At 66.5% G+C, this 16,599-nt stretch carries 8 protein-coding genes; 7 read left to right on the top strand and 1 reads right to left on the bottom strand.

What is annotated here, in order from left to right:
• The first annotated feature begins 159 nt into the window (after nucleotides 1–159).
• From BVH06_RS10090 to recD, 7 genes are all read left to right on the top strand, one after another.
• Nucleotides 160–2,082 carry a methyl-accepting chemotaxis protein gene (locus BVH06_RS10090; protein ID WP_075933977.1) on the top strand — a complete coding sequence of 641 codons (1,923 nt, stop codon included), beginning with the start codon at nucleotides 160–162 and terminating at the stop codon, nucleotides 2,080–2,082.
• A gap of 588 nt (nucleotides 2,083–2,670) precedes the next feature.
• Entirely contained in the window at nucleotides 2,671–4,170 is a 1,500-nt protein-coding gene (locus BVH06_RS10085) for a catalase (RefSeq protein WP_371915279.1), read from the top strand.
• 80 nt (nucleotides 4,171–4,250) lie between these two features.
• A complete protein-coding gene (locus tag BVH06_RS10080) occupies nucleotides 4,251–4,808 on the top strand; it encodes an ankyrin repeat domain-containing protein (RefSeq protein WP_083651974.1) in 558 nt (185 codons plus the stop codon).
• Between the two features lie 172 nt (nucleotides 4,809–4,980).
• Complete coding sequence (locus tag BVH06_RS10075; RefSeq protein WP_075933975.1) at nucleotides 4,981–5,757, top strand: hypothetical protein; 777 nt, start codon at nucleotides 4,981–4,983, stop codon at nucleotides 5,755–5,757.
• A gap of 304 nt (nucleotides 5,758–6,061) precedes the next feature.
• A complete protein-coding gene (gene recC / locus BVH06_RS10070) occupies nucleotides 6,062–9,514 on the top strand; it encodes an exodeoxyribonuclease V subunit gamma (protein ID WP_075933974.1) in 3,453 nt (1,150 codons plus the stop codon).
• Nucleotides 9,511–13,146, top strand: a complete 3,636-nt coding sequence (gene recB, locus BVH06_RS10065; protein ID WP_075933973.1) for an exodeoxyribonuclease V subunit beta — start codon at nucleotides 9,511–9,513, stop codon at nucleotides 13,144–13,146. The genes recC and recB overlap by 4 nt, the downstream gene beginning before the upstream one ends.
• Entirely contained in the window at nucleotides 13,143–15,176 is a 2,034-nt protein-coding gene (recD, locus tag BVH06_RS10060) for an exodeoxyribonuclease V subunit alpha (protein ID WP_075933972.1), read from the top strand. The genes recB and recD overlap by 4 nt, the downstream gene beginning before the upstream one ends.
• A gap of 195 nt (nucleotides 15,177–15,371) precedes the next feature.
• Here the strand turns inward: recD and BVH06_RS10055 are convergent, their stop codons facing one another.
• Nucleotides 15,372–16,529, bottom strand: a complete 1,158-nt coding sequence (locus tag BVH06_RS10055) for a YeeE/YedE family protein (RefSeq protein WP_075933971.1) — start codon at nucleotides 16,527–16,529, stop codon at nucleotides 15,372–15,374.
• Nucleotides 16,530–16,599: the final 70 nt, after the last annotated feature.

The raw sequence follows: 16,599 nt of genomic DNA, 5'->3' as shown, positions 1-16,599 counted from the left end.
GCTCGCAAATTGGTTGAACCAAGGTGAGCGGTATCACGTCAATGCGATATCAAAGTGATATCTAGCGATTCTGGGTGCTGCTTTTGGGCTTAGCCCTGGGCAACACGGCCAGCCATCGCGCACTTTCCTGATCATCTGTTCGAGTAGTCGGAGCGATCCATGAAGGCATGGTTTGGCAACATCAGCGTCACCCGCAAATTGGCTTTGGGCTTCGGCCTGGTGCTGCTTCTGACCATGGCCCTGGCCTTCGTCGGCTGGACCAGCCTGGGCAGCGTGGTGCAGCGCAGCGAGCGCATGACGGACGTCAACGAGCTGACCCACACCCTGACCGACTTGCGTGTGGCGCGCTTGCAGTATCTGCTTTCCAATGGCGGCGCTGCGGAAGGTGAGCAGGTACAGCAGCAGATTCGCGTGCTGTCTCAGCGGCAACAGGAAATCCTGCCGCACTTCCAGAACCCGGAAAACATCCGCCTGATCAAGCAGCAGATCGAGCTGATCGAGCAGTACCAGCAGGCCTACGACAAGACCACCTTGGCCTATGCCACCGCCAACAAGACTCGTATCGAGATGGTCGACCTGGCCGACCGCGCCGGTGAGCTGATCGACCGCGTCAGGGACGAGGTGTCACGCAGTGCCGCCGGCAGCGAAGCGGGCTTCGCGCGTTACCAGGCCATTGCCCGCGCCAAGGACGATGTGCAGACCCTGCGCTACCGGGTGCTGAGCTACACCGCCGACGTCAGCGAGCGCACCGAACAGGCGTTGAACCAGCAGATCGAGCGGGTCGATCAGGGCTTAGGCGGCCTGACCACGGCGTTTGCCGGTGACTACCGCGACGTGATCGAGCAGTTGCAAAGCACCGTGCGCGATTACCGCAGCCTGCTGGGCACCTATCGCACGGCAACCGCCGAGCGCGTGCAATTGCGCGATGCGATGACCGCCCAGGTGCAGGAAATCGTCAAGGGCAGCGATGCATTGCTGGCCATGCAGGTCACCCTGCGTGACGACGACAGCGCCTTTGCCACTCGCATGATGACGGCCGCCACCCTGCTGGCGCTGCTGGTGGGCATTCTCGCGGCCTGGCTGATCACCCGGCAGATCACCCGGCCGCTGCAGGAAACCCTGGTCGCTGTCGAGCGCATCACCAGTGGTGACCTCAGCCACACGCTGCAGGTCAGCCGCCGTGACGAGCTGGGCGTGCTGCAGCAAGGCATCGGGCGTATGGGCAGCACCCTGCGCGAGCTGATCGGCGGCATTCGTGATGGCGTTACCCAGATCGCCAGCGCGGCCGAGCAGCTGTCCGCCGTGACCGGGCAGACCAGCGCCGGGGTCAACAGCCAGAAGGTGGAGACCGATCAGGTGGCCACGGCCATGCAGGAGATGTCCGCCACCGTGCAAGAGGTCGCGCGCAGTGCCGCCGAAGCGTCCCAAGCAGCCGTGGATGCAGACCGGGAAGCGAGCCAGGGCGATCGCGTGGTCGACGAGGCCATCGCGCAGATCGACCGCCTGGCCGCCGAGGTTAGCCGCTCCAGCGAGGCGATGGGTGAGCTGCAAAGCGAGAGCAAGAAGATCGGCGGGGTGATGGATGTGATCAAGTCCGTGGCCGAGCAGACCAATCTGCTTGCTCTCAACGCGGCCATCGAGGCGGCGCGGGCCGGGGAGGCCGGGCGTGGTTTCGCGGTGGTGGCGGACGAGGTGCGCGGCCTGGCCCAGCGCACGCAGAAATCCACCGAGGAGATCGAGGGGTTGATCGCCGGCCTGCAGCAGGGCACTCAACAAGTGGCGGCGATCATGCAGGGCAGCCGCGAGCTGACCGACAGCAGCGTGGCGCTGACCCGCCGCGCCGGTGACGCCCTGGGCGCGATCACCAGCAAGGTGTCGAACATCCAGGCGATGAACCAGCAGATCGCCGCTGCCGCCGAGCAGCAGGGCGCAGTGGCCGAGGAGATCAGCCGCAGCGTGGTCAACGTACGCGACATCTCCGAGCAGACTGCCGAAGCCAGCGAAGAAACCGCCGCCTCCAGTGTCGAGCTGGCGCGCCTGGGCAATCAGTTGCAAACGATGGTCAGCCACTTTCGGGTGTGAGGCGCACGGTGGGTTATCCGAGATAGCGTGGGTCGGCCGGCGCCCCGTGGGAGCCCCGCCTCGGGGCGAATGGTCTGGCCAGCGCCGTAACCGCGGCATGGCCACAATCCTTCGCGCCGAGGGCGACGCTCCCACATGTGCGGTGGGTTGTCCGGGGTCGTGTGGGAGCCCCGACTCGGGGCGAATGGTCCGGCCAGCGCCGTAATCGCAGTATGGCCACGATCCTTCGCGCCGAGGGCGACGCTCCCACGCGGGCGGTGGGGGATTCGGGATTGCCGGGTTCTCGGATCTTGTGGGAGCCCCGACCGGGGCGAATGGTCTGGCCAGCGCCGTAATCGCGGCATGGCCACGATCCTTCGCGCCGAGGTCGGCGCCCCCACATGTGCGGTGGGTTGTCCACCGCTTCGCTTATCACGGCTTCGCTCTATCAGGTAATAAGCATTGCCTATCAAGGCGCTGGCTTTTTCCAATTTAGCCAGGCGGCCGGCCTCTCGTAGTTTGGTGCGAGCGCATGACGCGCGTACTCATAAAAACGACGAGGACTCACCCATGAAACCCACGACCCAACGGGCGCCCGCCCTTGGCTTGATGACTGCGGCCTTGTCCGCCTCGCTGCTCAGTCTCTCGGCCCAGGCCGCGCCCTTGACCCGCGACAACGGCGCGCCGGTGGGCGACAACCAGAACTCGCAGACCGCAGGCGACACCGGCCCAACCCTGCTGCAGGACGTGCAACTGATCCAGAAGCTGCAGCGCTTCGACCGCGAGCGCATCCCCGAGCGCGTGGTGCATGCCCGCGGTACCGGCGCCCATGGCGAATTCACCGCCACGGCAGACATCGCCGACCTGACCCGCGCCAAGGTCTTCACCAAGGGCACCACCACGCCGGTGTTCGTGCGCTTCTCCAGCGTGGTGCACGGCAACCACTCCCCGGAAACCCTGCGCGACCCACGCGGCTTCGCCACCAAGTTCTACACCAGCGAAGGCAACTGGGACCTGGTCGGCAACAACTTTCCGACCTTCTTCATCCGCGATGCCATCAAGTTCCCGGACATGGTGCACGCCTTCAAGCCCGACCCCAACACCAACTACGGCAGCAACCGCACCCAGTTCGACTTCTTCAGCCACGTGCCCGAAGCCACTCGCACCCTGACGCTGCTGTATTCCAACGAGGGTACGCCGGCCAACTACCGGCAAATGAACGGCAACAGCGTGCACGCCTACAAGCTGGTCAACGCCAGGAACGAGTACCGTTACGTCAAGTTCCAGTGGCGCAGCCAGCAGGGCATCAAGAACAACGACCCCAAGCAGACCGAGCAGATCCAGGGCAAGGATTTCAACCACATGAGCCGCGACCTGATCACCACGATCAACGCTGGCGACTACCCCAAGTGGGATTTGTACATCCAGGTGCTCGAACCGGCTGACCTGGCCAGGTACGACTTCGACCCGCTGGATGCCACCAAGATCTGGCCGGACGTGCCCTACAAGAAGATCGGCCAGATGGTCTTGAACAAGAACCCGGACAACGTGTTCCAGGAAACCGAGCAGGTGGCCATGGCGCCCTCCAACCTGGTGCCGGGCATCGAGCCCTCCGAGGATCGCCTGCTGCAAGGCCGACTGTTCTCCTATGCCGACACGCAAATGTACCGGCTGGGCGCCAACCACGCCTTTCTGCCTATCAACCAGGCCAAGGTGCCGGTCAACAACGGCAACCAGGATGGCGCGGCGAACAGCGGGCATACCACTACAGAGGTGAACTACGAGCCCAGCCGCATCAACCCGCGGCCTGCCAGCGAGCACGCGCGCTACAGCAACCTGCCACTGAGCGGCAGCACCGAGCAGAAGAAGATCCAGCGCGAGCAGAACTTCAAGCAGGCCGGTGAGCTGTACCGCTCCTACGACAAGAAGATGCAGGACGACCTGATCGCCAGCCTGGGCGGCGCTCTGGCCGAAGCCGAGGACGAGAGCAAGCACATCATGCTGTCGTTCTTCTACAAGGCCGATGCGCAGTACGGCGAGGGGTTGACCAAAGTAGCCAAGGGCGACCTGGCCCGCGTCAAGGCGCTGGCTGCCAAGCTGCAGGACTAGGCCTGCCAGCTCATGGCGTGCAGCTCGGGCGAGCCGCACGCCGCGACCAGATGCGGCGCAATGCCGCTCGGGAGGATTGCATGCTGCGTACGTTCTGTTTCGCCCTTGCGCTGGCTGTTGCCGCGCCGCTGCTGGCCGGCACACCGCCGCCGGATGCCGAGCGCATTCAGGCGCAATTGCGCGATTACTACTTCCAGGCCGCCCGTGAGGGCAACGTGGCGATGCTCGATGAATTCATCGCTGCGGGTTATGACCTCGATACGGCTGACGACAAGGGCTACACCGCGCTGATCCTGGCGGCCTATCACGGTCACCGCGCCGCGGTGGAGCGCCTGCTGGGTGCAGGGGCGGACGCCTGCGCCCAGGACCGGCGTGGCAATACCGCGCTGATGGGCGCGATCTTCAAGGGCGAGGTGCGCATCGCCAAGCGCCTGCTCGATGCCGACTGCAGCCCCGATCAACGCAACGACAGCGGCCAGACGGCGGCCATGTATGCGGCCTTGTTCCAGCGCAAGGAAATGCTCGATGGTCTGGCAAAAAAGGGCGCCGACCTGAATGCCAGGGACGCTTTCGGCAATTCGGTGCAGGGCCTGGATAACGGTGAAATACGCACGGGCTGGTCGGCGCAACAGCCCTGATCGAGGCGTAATGGCCATCTTAAGGCCAGTACCCATTCGTCAGAAACCGCGCGCTAAAGCGGGTGCTGCGGCGTTCCAATGGCTACACAGTGAGAACCTGTATCAATTGCAGGCGATTCGAAAGCAGTCGCCTGCAGCCTGATCGTCGCTCTCAGCTAAGGACGCCGCCCCCATGCCCGACTTCGCCAAAGCCGACCCGCAGGAGGTACCACGCCTGCTCCATGACATGCAGCGGGATGGGTATGCCGTTATCGAAGGTTTTCTCACCGACGAACAGTTGCAGGCCGCCCGCGCCCACGTCCACCATGAAGTGGAGCGCCACGAGCACGAGTACTTCGCCCTGCAGGGGCTGGACGCCGTGAGGGGCAGCATCTTCGAGCAGATGAGCGTCTCGCCGCAGGTCAAGGATCTGTTCCGGCGGATCTACCAAGGCGGCATTGGCCAGCCGCCGCGCTCACCGGACATCTTTCCGGCGCTACGCTGCCTGCAGGGGCAGAGCGGCAAACGCGAGTCCTATTACTTCCACTATGACGCCGCGGCGCTGACAGCATTGATTCCGCTGGTCACGCCCACCGAGGGCCGTTACTGCGGCGACTTCATCTTCTTCCCCAACCTGCGCAACATCCGCTCCAACCTGTACTTCAACATTCTGGAAAAGGCGCTGATGCAGAACACCCTGACCCAGAAGCTGGTCACCTTCGCGGTCAAACGCGGCTGGTTGAAACCTGTCACCATCAAGATCGTGCCCGGCAACGCCTACTTCTTCTGGGGCTACCGCTCGCTGCATGCCAACGAGCCTTGCGACCCCAAGGCGCTGCGCTCCACCGTGCTGCTGCACTACGGTGAACCCCACAGCCGCGACAACCTGGCCTCGCGGCTTTTTCTGGGCTGGAACTTTCGCCGCGCGCGGATCAGCAACCAGCGCACCACGCGCAAGGATGTCGGCTAAGAACCTGTGCAAAGTCTGCTGCGCGTCGGCACTGCGGCGTTAAAAACAGGCTGGATTGCCAGCCCAAACTAGGCGTTCCCGTCAGACTGCTCATTTACAGCTCGTAAAGTCGAGCGCGACTCCGACCGGTCCTCGCCTGTTTTTGCGGGGCCGCCCAGGCCTTGCATTGCTCTAGCTCGCGAGACTTTGAACAGGCTCTAAGCGCCAACATCAATTCGTGAGCGCTAAAATCCTGCGGCGCGTCACACCTCGTCGCCATGCTCTGTCATCATTCGTCGTCTGATTCTGCTCTCAGGAATTCTGCATGTCGGCGCTTAACCCCGGTCTGATCGTCATCCATGGCAACCGCCTCGAGGAGCTACGCGCCCTGGCGGTGGAGTGGATGCGTCGGTACCCGCTGCGCCCGCTGGAGAACGAGGTGCTGCTGGTACAGAGCAACGGTATCGCCCAGTGGCTCAAGCTGGCGCTGGCCGAGCAGGACGGCTGCGGCATCGCGGCGGCCACCGATGTGAGCCTGCCGGCGCGCTTTCTCTGGCAGGCCTACCGCACGGTGCTGGGCAGCGAGGCGATTCCCCAGCAGTCGCCGCTGGACAAGGCGCCGCTGACCTGGCGGCTGATGCGCCTGTTGCCGAGCCTGCTCGACGAGCCCTGTTTCGCGCCGCTACGCCGCTTTCTGGCCGACGACGCCGACCTGCGCAAGCGTCACCAGCTGGCCGAGCGCCTGGCCGACCTGTTCGACCAGTACCAGGTGTACCGCGCCGACTGGCTGGCGGACTGGGCCGACGGGCATGATCAACTGCGCAACGCCCGCAGCGGCGTGAAGCCCCTCGATGACACCGCGCTGTGGCAGCCGCTGCTGTGGCGCACGCTGCTGGCCGATGTCGGCGAGGAGCATCTGTCCCAGAGCCGCGCCGGGGTGCATCCGCGCTTCGTCTCCAGGCTGGCCGAGCTGGATGCGCCGCACCGCGGCCTGCCGCGGCGGGTCACGGTGTTCGGCATTTCTTCATTGCCGGCGCAGATGCTCGAGGCGCTGGCGGCCATGGCGCGCTTCAGCCAGGTGATGCTCTACGTGCACAACCCGTCCCAGCACCACTGGGGCGATATCGTCGAAGACAAGGACTTGCTGCGCCACGAGTACCGCCGGCACAAGCGCAAGGCTGGCGGCCAGGCGGGGCAGGTCGGCCAGCTTGGGCTGTTCGATGTCGAGGCGCTGCACCAGCATGGCCAGCCGCTGTTGGCGTCCTGGGGCAAGCAGGGCCGCGACTACATCAACCTGCTCGACCAGTACGACGAGCCGCAGCGCTACCGCGAGCAGTTCGAGCGCATCGACCTGTTCAGCGCGATGGACGAGGGCACGCTGCTGGGCCAGTTGCACAACGACATCCTCGACCTGCGCCCGGTCGAAGAAAGCCGCACGCATTGGCCGGCGGTCGACCCGGCCAGGGATCATTCGCTGCGTTTCCATGTCGCCCACAGCGCCCAGCGCGAAGTCGAGGTGCTGCACGATCACCTGCTGGCGGCGTTCAGCGCAGACCCGACCCTGCGCCCGCGCGACATCATCGTCATGGTGCCGGACGTCAACACCTACGCCGCGCACATCCGCGCGGTGTTCGGCCAGTTCGCGGGCGACGACCCGCGCTTCATTCCCTTCACCCTGGCGGATCAGGGGCTGCGCGGCAAGGAGCCCCTGGTGATCGCCCTGGAGCACCTGCTGCGCCTGCCGGACAGCCGCTTCAGCGTCAGCGAGATTCTCGACCTGCTCGATGTGGCTGCGGTGCGCGCGCGCTTCGCCATCGCCGATGAACAGTTGCCGTTGCTGCGCCGCTGGCTGGAAGGCGCCGGGGTACGCTGGGGGCTGGATGCCGAACAGCGCGAAGGCCTCGGCCTGGGCGCCGGGCTGGAGCAGAACAGCTGGCGTTTCGGCCTGCGCCGCATGCTGCTCGGCTATGCCGTAGGCGGTGCTGGCGCACGGGCGGGCATCGAACCCTTCGACGAGATCGGTGGCCTGGATGCCGCGCTGATCGGCCCGCTGACCCGGCTGCTGGATGCGCTGGAACTGCATGGCGACAGCCTCGCCGAAACCCTGCTGCCGGTAACCTGGGGCGAACGCCTGCGGGCGTTGCTGGACGACTTCTTCCTGCCCCAGGACGAACGCGACGAAGTGCTGCGCAACCAGGCCCAAGATGCCCTGGAGGGTTGGCTGGAGCTGTGCGACGCGGCCAGCCTGGAAGAAGCCCTGCCGCTGGCCGTGGTCCGTGAGGCCTGGCTCGGTGGGCTCGACCAGGGCGGGCTCAGCCAGCGTTTTCTGGCCGGCGCGGTGAACGTCTGCACGTTGATGCCGATGCGCGCCATCCCGTTCCGTCACCTGTGCCTGCTGGGCATGAACGATGGTGATTACCCCCGCAGCCAGGCGCCCTTGGACTTCGACCTGATGGGCGGCGACTACCGCCCCGGCGACCGCTCGCGCCGCGAGGACGACCGTTATCTGCTGCTCGAAGCGCTGCTGGCGGTACGCGAGCGCCTTTATATCAGCTGGGTCGGGCGCAGCATTCGCGACAATACCGAGCGGCCGCCGTCGGTGCTGATCGGTCAACTGCGTGATCACCTGGCCAGCGCCTGGCGCCTGGCGGGCGGCGGCGATCTGCTGCATGCCCTGACCACCGAGCACCCGCTGCAACCCTTCAGCCGCCGTTATTTCTCCGGCGATGGGCCGCTGTTCAGTTACGTGCACGAATGGGCCGCCTCCCACCGCGCGCCGCTGGCGCCGGCCAGTGAGCAGCCGTTGGGCGCTTACGTGGTGGACGATGCGCTGAACCTGGAAACCCTGCAACGCTTCCTGCGTGACCCGGTGAAGCAGTTCTTCACCGGGCGCCTCAATGTGCACCTGGACGAAGCCGAACAGGCCGAACTGGATGCCGAACCCTTTGCCCTCGATGGCCTGCAGCGCCATCAGATCCAGCAGGAGATGCTGCAGGCTGCCGCACTGGCCCTGCAGGAAAATCAGCCTGTTGACGCGGCACTCGAGCGGGCCGCGCGGCGCATCCAGCGCAGTGGCCGGCTACCGGTGGCCGGCTTCGGAGAGCGCCTGCGCGCGCAATTGCTCGAACCACTACCGGCGCAGCTGCAAGGCTACGCCGCGCTGCTGGCGCGCTGGCCCGAGCGCCTGCCATCGCCGCTGCGCCTGAGCTTCGCCCATGGTGATCTCGCGCTTGAGGATTGGCTCGGCGATCTGTACGCGGCCGGTGATGCCCTGGCACGGCTGGAGCTGCAGCCTGGCGGGCTGAAGCGCAAGGATCTTTCCTACAAGTGGCATCGCCTGCTGAGGCCCTGGGTCAGCCATGTGGCGGCCGCTGCCTGTGGCCATCCGCTGACCACGCTGCTGGTCGCCGAAGACGTGCGTCTGGCCTTCGATCCGCTGAGCCAGGCTGATGCCGAACACCTGCTGCGTCAGTGGCTGGACGGCTACGCCGCTGGCATGCAGGCGCCGCTGCCAGTGGCGATCAGAACGGTTGCGGCCTGGTTCGCCCAGCTCGCCAAGAGCGAGGATGAAGACAAGGCCGCGGACGCTGCCCGCAAAGTCTACGAAGGCGACGGCCACACCACCACCGGCGAAGTGCAGCAGAGCGCCAGCCTGGCCCGCCAGTATCCGGATTTCGACGCCTTGCTGAGCGACGGCCAGTTCGCCCAGTGGGGCGCCGTGCTCTACCAGTCGCTATTCGAGGCGGCGATCAGCGAACTTCAGGATGATCAGCCATGAGCCAGCCAGCACGCCCCCTGGCGCTCAGCTTTCCGCTGCACGGCAGCCGCCTGATCGAGGCCAGTGCCGGCACCGGCAAGACCTACACCATCTCGGCGCTCTATCTGCGCCTGATCCTGCGGCATGGCGGCGACGCCGCCTTTCGCGAGCCGCTGCTGCCGCCGCAGATCCTCGTGGTGACCTTTACCGATGCCGCCACTCGCGAACTGCGTGATCGTATCCGCGCGCGTCTGGTGGAAGCGGCCACGGTGTTTCGCGGTGATGGCGAAGGCGACGCGCTGCTGGCCGCCCTCAAGGCCGACTTCGCTTCCGCCGAATGGCCAGAGTGCGCACGGCGCCTTGAGCTGGCGGCGCAGTGGATGGACGAGGCGGCGGTGTCGACCATCCACGGCTGGTGCCAGCGCATGTTGCGTGAGCACGCCTTCGACAGCGGCAGCCTGTTCAGTCAAACCCTGGAAACCGACCACAGCGAGCTGTTCGCCGAAGTGGTGCGCGACTACTGGCGTCAGCATTGCTATCCGCTGCAGGGCCTGGCCCTGGACTGGGTAGCGGAGAACTGGGACGCGCCGGACACGCTGGGTCAGCGCATCCGCCCGCTGCTGGGCGAACAGGACGAGGGCGTTGCCCTGGCGCTTGGGGATCTGCTCGATGGCACGTTGCGTGACCGCCAGCGCGCACTGCATGCCCTCAAGGAGCCCTGGAGCGCCTGGGCCGATGCCTTGCAGGGCCTGCTCGACCAGGCCGCGGCGGAGAAACAGGTCGATGCCCGCAAGCTGCAAGCGCGCTATTACAAACCCTGGCTCGACAAGCTGCGCGCCTGGGCCGATGGCGACGACGAGCTGCTGGATATCGGCACTGGCTTCACCCGCCTGACCCCGGACGGCCTGGCCGAGGCCTGGAAGGTCGGCTCGCCGCCCGCGCACCCGGCGCTGGAGGCCATGGCCACGCTCAAGGGCGAGCTCGACGCCTTGCCGGCACCGGGCGAGGCTGCACTGCGCCACGCCGCCGCGTGGATTCGCCAGCGCTTCGACCGCGAGAAGCGCCAACGCGCCGAGATGGGCTTCGACGACATGCTCACCCGCCTGGACGACGCTCTACAGGGCGACAGTGGCCCGCGTCTGGCCGAGGTGATTCGCCAGCAGTTCCCGGTGGCGCTGATCGACGAATTCCAGGACACCGACCCGCTGCAATACCGCATCTTCGACACGCTCTACCAAGTTGAGGCCAATAGATCGGATTGTGGCCTGTTTATGATCGGCGACCCCAAGCAGGCCATCTACTCGTTCCGCGGTGCGGACATTCACACCTACTTGCGCGCCCGCCGGGCCACGGCCGGGCGGCACTACAACCTGGACACCAACTTCCGCTCCAGCGAGGCCATGGTCGCGGCGGTCAACGGCTTGTTCGAACGGGCCGAGAGCCGTGAAGGCGGGCAGGGCGCCTTTCTGCTGCGTGACGACCTGCCGTTCATCGCGGTCGGCGCTCAGGGCCGCAAGGAACTCTGGACGGTGGAGGGCGAGGCGCAGCCGGCGCTCAACCTATGGCACCTGCCCAGCGAGGAAGCAGTCGCCAAGGGGCGTTATCTGGACGCTCTGGCCGCCAGCGCGGCGAGCGAAATCGTCCGCCTGCTGGTGCTCGGGCAGCAGCAGCGCGCCGGTTTTCTCAAGGGCGACGAACTGACGGCCCTGCGCCCCAGCGATATTGCCGTGCTGGTGCGCGATTTCAAGGAAGCCCAGGCGATCCGCGGCGAGCTGGCGGCCCGCGGGGTGCGCAGCGTGTACCTGTCCGACAAGGATTCGGTGTACGCCACGGTCGAGGCCCACGATTTGTTGCTGTGGCTGCGTGCCTGCGCCGAGCCCGATCAGGATCGCCCCCTGCGTGCGGCACTGGCCAGCTCGACCCTTGGCCTGAGCCTTACCGAACTGGAGCAACTGAACCTCGACGAGCGCTTCTGGGAGGCGCGGGTCATGCAGTTCCGTGGGTACCGCCAGCGCTGGCAGCGCCAGGGCGTGCTGCCGATGCTGCGCCAGTTGCTGCAGGATTTCGGCCTGCCGCAACGGCTGATGAGCCGCCCGGACGGTGAGCGCATTCTGACCAATCTGCTGCACCTGGCCGAATTGCTGCAGCTGGCCGCTGCCGAACTGGACGGTGAGCTGGCGCTGATCCGTCATCTGGGCGACTGCCTGGCCGGGCGTGGGCAGGCAGCCGAGGAGCAGGTGCTGCGCCTGGAAAGCGACGATGCCCTGGTGCGCGTGGTGACCATCCACAAATCCAAGGGCCTGGAATACCCATTGGTGTTCCTGCCCTTCATCTGTTCGTTCCGCCCGCTGGACGACAAGAAGCCGGTGCAGGTGCACGACGGCGAACGCCTCCGGCTGCTGCTCAAACCCGATGAAGAAAGCCTGGAAAAGGCTGAGCGCGAGCGCCTCGGCGAAGACCTGCGCCTGCTCTACGTGGCGCTGACCCGGGCGCGGCATGCCTGCTGGCTGGGTATCGCCGACCTGAAGATCGGCACCGCCAAGACCTCGCGCCTGCACCAGAGCGCCCTGGGTTACCTGCTCGGCGCTGGCCAGCCCCTGGCCCAGAGCGCGCAGCTGATCGACTGGCTCAGCCCGCTGGCCGTTCCACCGCGCTGCGTGGCGTTGCCTGTGCCCGAGGCCAGCGACCAGGCCTATCGCGCCCAGGATGCCGACGCTTTCGAGCCCCATTGGCGCACGCCAGCACGGCGCGCCGCCGAACACTGGTGGATCGCTTCCTACAGCGCCTTGCGTATGGAGGAGGGCGAAGCTGCCGTAGTGGATCGCCACGACGACGTCTCGCCGGACAGCTCGGCGGTGCAGATCGCCAGTGACGACGAGGATCCGGCCCTGGCGCTGGAGCAGATTCCCGTCTCGGCCCAGGGCCTGCACCGCTTTCCGCGCGGGCCCAACCCTGGCACCTTTCTCCATGGCTTGCTGGAAATCGCTGCGGCAGAAGGCTTTGCGGCCATGGCCGCGACGCCGGATGTACTGCGCGAGCACCTGGCGCGGCGTTGCCAGCGGCGCGGCCTGGAAACCTGGATCGAGCCGCTGTGGCTGTGGCTGCAGAGCCTGCTGGTGCAGCCCCTGTCGCTGGGCAATGGAAACGCGGTGAGCCTGGCGCAGTTGAGCGACTACCAGGCGGAGCTGGAATTCTGGTTCGAGGCACGCCGGGTCGACGTGCTGCGCCTGGATGCGCTGGTGCGCCATTTCGAGATGCCGACCGTGGCGCGGCCCGTGCTCAGCCCGGACACCCTCAATGGCATGTTCAAAGGCTTTATCGACTTGGTGTTCGAGCATGAGGGCCGTTACTACGTGGTCGACTACAAGTCCAACTGGCTGGGCGCCGACGAACAGGCCTATACGGCCGAGGCCATGAACACTGCCGTGGCCAGCCATCGCTACGACCTACAGTACGTGCTCTACGTGCTGGCGCTGCATCGCCACCTGCGGCTGCGCCTGACCGACTATGACTACGACACCCATGTGGGCGGCGCGCTGTACCTGTTCCTGCGTGCGCCAGCTGCGGGCCAATACCTGGCGCGCCCGCAGCGGGCGCTGATCGAAAGGCTGGACGCGCTGTTTCTCGGCGAGCCGGCGGAGGAACCGGCATGACGCCGATGCTGGAAAACCGCGACGCGCTGTTCGAACTGCTGGCCGCCTGGAGCGAGCGCGGCTGGTTGCGCGAACTGGACCGAACCCTGGCGCATTTCTTCGCCGAGCTGGATCCCCAGGCACCGCCGTTGCTGTTGCTGGCGGCGGCGCTGGCCAGCCATCAGCTGGGCCAGGGCCATGTGTGCCTCGATCTGCAGACCACCCTGGCCGATCCGGATTCGGCGCTGTCGCTGCCGCCGGAAGGCGAGGACGCCAAGGGCGTCAGCCTGCTGCCTTCCGAGGTGCTGGGCGGCCTGACAGCGGGCGCCTGGCTGGCGGCCTGTGCCGGCAGCGCCTTGCTGCACGATGCGGAGGATGAAGTCGCGCCGCTGGTGCTGCGCGGCACCTGCCTGTACCTGCGCCGCTACTGGGATTACGAGCGCAGCGTCGCCGAGGATATCGGCGAGCGCCTGCGGGCGGCGGGTGATGCGCCGGCCGATCTCGCTCAGCGTCTGGCCGTGTTGTTCCCCGAGCCGTTGCTGCTCGATGGTCAGCGCCTCACCGACTGGCAGAAACTGGCCTGCGCCCTGGCGGCGCGGGGGCGCTTCACCCTCATCACCGGCGGCCCCGGCACTGGCAAGACCACTACCGTGGTGCGCCTGCTGGCGCTGCTGCAGGCCGCCGCGCTGGATCGCGGCGCGCCGCTGCGCCTGAGCCTGGCCGCGCCCACCGGCAAGGCGGCTGCGCGGCTGACCGAGTCCATCGGCGCCCAGGTGGCGACCCTGCCGGTCAGCGAGCAGGTGCGCGAGCAGATTCCCAATACCGTCACCACGCTGCACCGCCTGCTGGGCAGCCGGCCGGACAGCCGTCATTTCCGTCACCATGCGGCCAACCCGCTGCCGCTGGATGTGCTGGTGGTCGACGAAGCCTCGATGATCGACCTGGAAATGATGGCCAACCTGCTCGACGCGCTGCCGATGCATGCGCGGCTGATTCTGCTCGGCGACAAGGATCAACTGGCGTCGGTGGAGGCGGGGGCGGTACTTGGTGATCTGTGCCGCGACGCCGAAGCCGGCGGCTACAGCGAGGCCACCCGCGCCTGGTTGGCGCAGCAGACCGGCGAGCGCATCGAGGGAACAGGGCTGCAGCCGGGCGAGCAGGCGTTGTCGCAGCATATCGTGATGCTTCGCCACTCCCGGCGCTTTGCCGGGGGCTCGGGGATTGGCCGCCTGGCCCTGGCGGTGAATCGCGGTGCGGCCCTGGAGGCCCGTGAGGTGCTGGCAGGTGGCGGGGCGGACTTGCACCAGTTGCGCCTGGCTGGTGAGCAGGATCGTGCCTTCGAACGCCTGCTGCTCGAAGGCTTGCCCGGCGGTGAAGATCGGGCGGTGGGCTACGCGGATTACCTGAACGTGTTGCATGAGCAGCGCCCAGGCTTGCCCGACGGCGAGGAGCGCTGGAACGGCTGGGCGGCCGCGGTGCTGGCGGCCTTCGATCGCTTCCAGTTGCTGTGTGCAGTGCGCAAGGGCCCTTGGGGCGTCGAGGCGCTCAACGGGCGTATCGCCCATGCGTTGCTGCAGCGTGGGCTGATCGAGCAGGAGTACGGCTGGTACGAAGGTCGTCCGGTGCTGGTCACCCGTAACGATTACGGCCTGGGCCTGATGAACGGCGATATCGGCATCGCCCTGCGTGTGCCCGAGCCGGCGCTGGAGGCGGGCGGGGCGATGCGCTCAGCGCTACGCGTGGTGTTCCCGCGCAACGACGGCTCGGGCGAGCTGCGCTCGATCCTGCCCAGCCGCCTGGGCGCGGTGGAAACCGTGTTCGCCATGACCGTGCACAAATCCCAGGGCTCTGAATTCGCCCATTGCGCCCTGGTGCTGCCGGATACCCTCAACCCGGTGCTGACCAAGGAACTGGTGTACACCGGCATCACCCGCGCCCGGGACTGCTTCAGTTTGATCGAAAGCCGCGCGGGCATCTTCGAGGCGGCCATCGGACGCCGCGTGGAACGACGCAGCGGGCTGTGGGAGCGGTTGGTTGCCGGCGTGCCGTAGCGGCTACCTAGCTATTTTGTGGGAGCGGGCCATGCCCGCGAATCGGGCGCATGGCGCCCTCCCACAGAATACGTGTTCGACCTCAAACTGCAGGCCGTAGGGTGGGCAACGCTCTTTTTGTCCACCGTTGCGATTGAAGAGCGCTGGAAGGGTAAAGCGTTTTCCACCCTACGGTTCCTGCTCCAAGAGTCATCTCTAGCCAATCACCTTACGTAGACGCAGCCCGGCGATCAGGCCGATGAAGCAGAACACCGCGAACAGCCAGCCGGAGGCAGCGCCGGCCATGATGCCGGAGAGCAGGGTGCCCACGGTGCAGCCTAGGGCGAGCATGCCGCCAAGGCCGAGCAGTATGCCGCCGATGAAGTTGCGCAGCGCTTCCCGTACTCCTGGCCAGCGTGGCGCGCAGTCGCCGGCGAGCAGGGCGCTGGCCCAGGCGGCGAAGACCAGGCCAAGAATGAACAGGCCGTTGTTCGACAGCAATGTTTCCTTCACCACGGTGGCGCAGCCGGAAAAACCGTCCAGGCCCTCCAGGCGTTCTGGCAGCCAGCCCAGGCCGTTGGCAGCCGTGCGCGACAGGCTGCCGAGCTCGGCGGTGACGCCCAGCGGACCGACGCGCAGGTAGGCCGCCAGGGCCAGCGTGCCGATTAGGATGCCGCCAATCCAGGTCGGCCAGCGTGGGCCGAACAGCAGTTCACCCAGGCCATTGCTGGTTTGCCGAGGTTCTTGGTTCTGGCGGTAGCGCAGCAGCAGGTGCGCCAGGCCACCAAGCAGCGCCAGCTGCAGCAACAACGAACCGCCATAGCCGAGCCTGGCAGGCAGCCAGATCACCGGTGCCTCCTGAATACTCGCCAGGTACAGGGTGTTCCAGCTCAGGAACCCCAGAAAGAAACCGACCAGCGCGCCGATCAGGGCCAGCACCGAGGCCAGGGCGCCTTCGCCCAGGCGATACAGATGGGCGCTGATGCACGACCCGGAAATCGCCATGCCCAGGCCAAACAGGGTGGCGCCCAGCGCCAGTACCCAGCTCAGTGGGCCGATGTGGGCGTCTGGGGGCAGGCGGCCGTTGGTCGGGTCCGGCAGAAAGGCACCAAAAGCCGCGTGATACCCCAGGGTGCCGACCACCAGAGCGGCGAGAATACCGAGCAGCCCGCGTGGGTCTCGGTGTTCGATGAAATCTCGACTGACGCAGAAGAAACAAAAGCGCGACCGCTGCAGCAGCACGCCGAACAGGCCGCCCGCCAGCAGGGAAAAGCTCAGCGCTCGCCCTTCGTTGCTCGGCGTAGCCAGCACCCAGGCGGCTATGGCCAGCGTGAACAGAATCAGGGTAGCGCTGCCGGTGCGTAAGGTAAGCATGCAAGGTTGCTCCATTGACGGTTGTCCGCTGAGGGAGTGGGGCGAATGTCGAGTCGGGCAGATCCCGGAG

The organism is Pseudomonas sp. PA27(2017), from assembly GCF_001945445.1.
In the GTDB taxonomy this organism is placed as follows: domain Bacteria; phylum Pseudomonadota; class Gammaproteobacteria; order Pseudomonadales; family Pseudomonadaceae; genus Aquipseudomonas.
The sequence above is the reverse complement of the archived record's forward strand: the minus strand, read 5'-3'. Positions and strand labels throughout refer to the sequence as shown.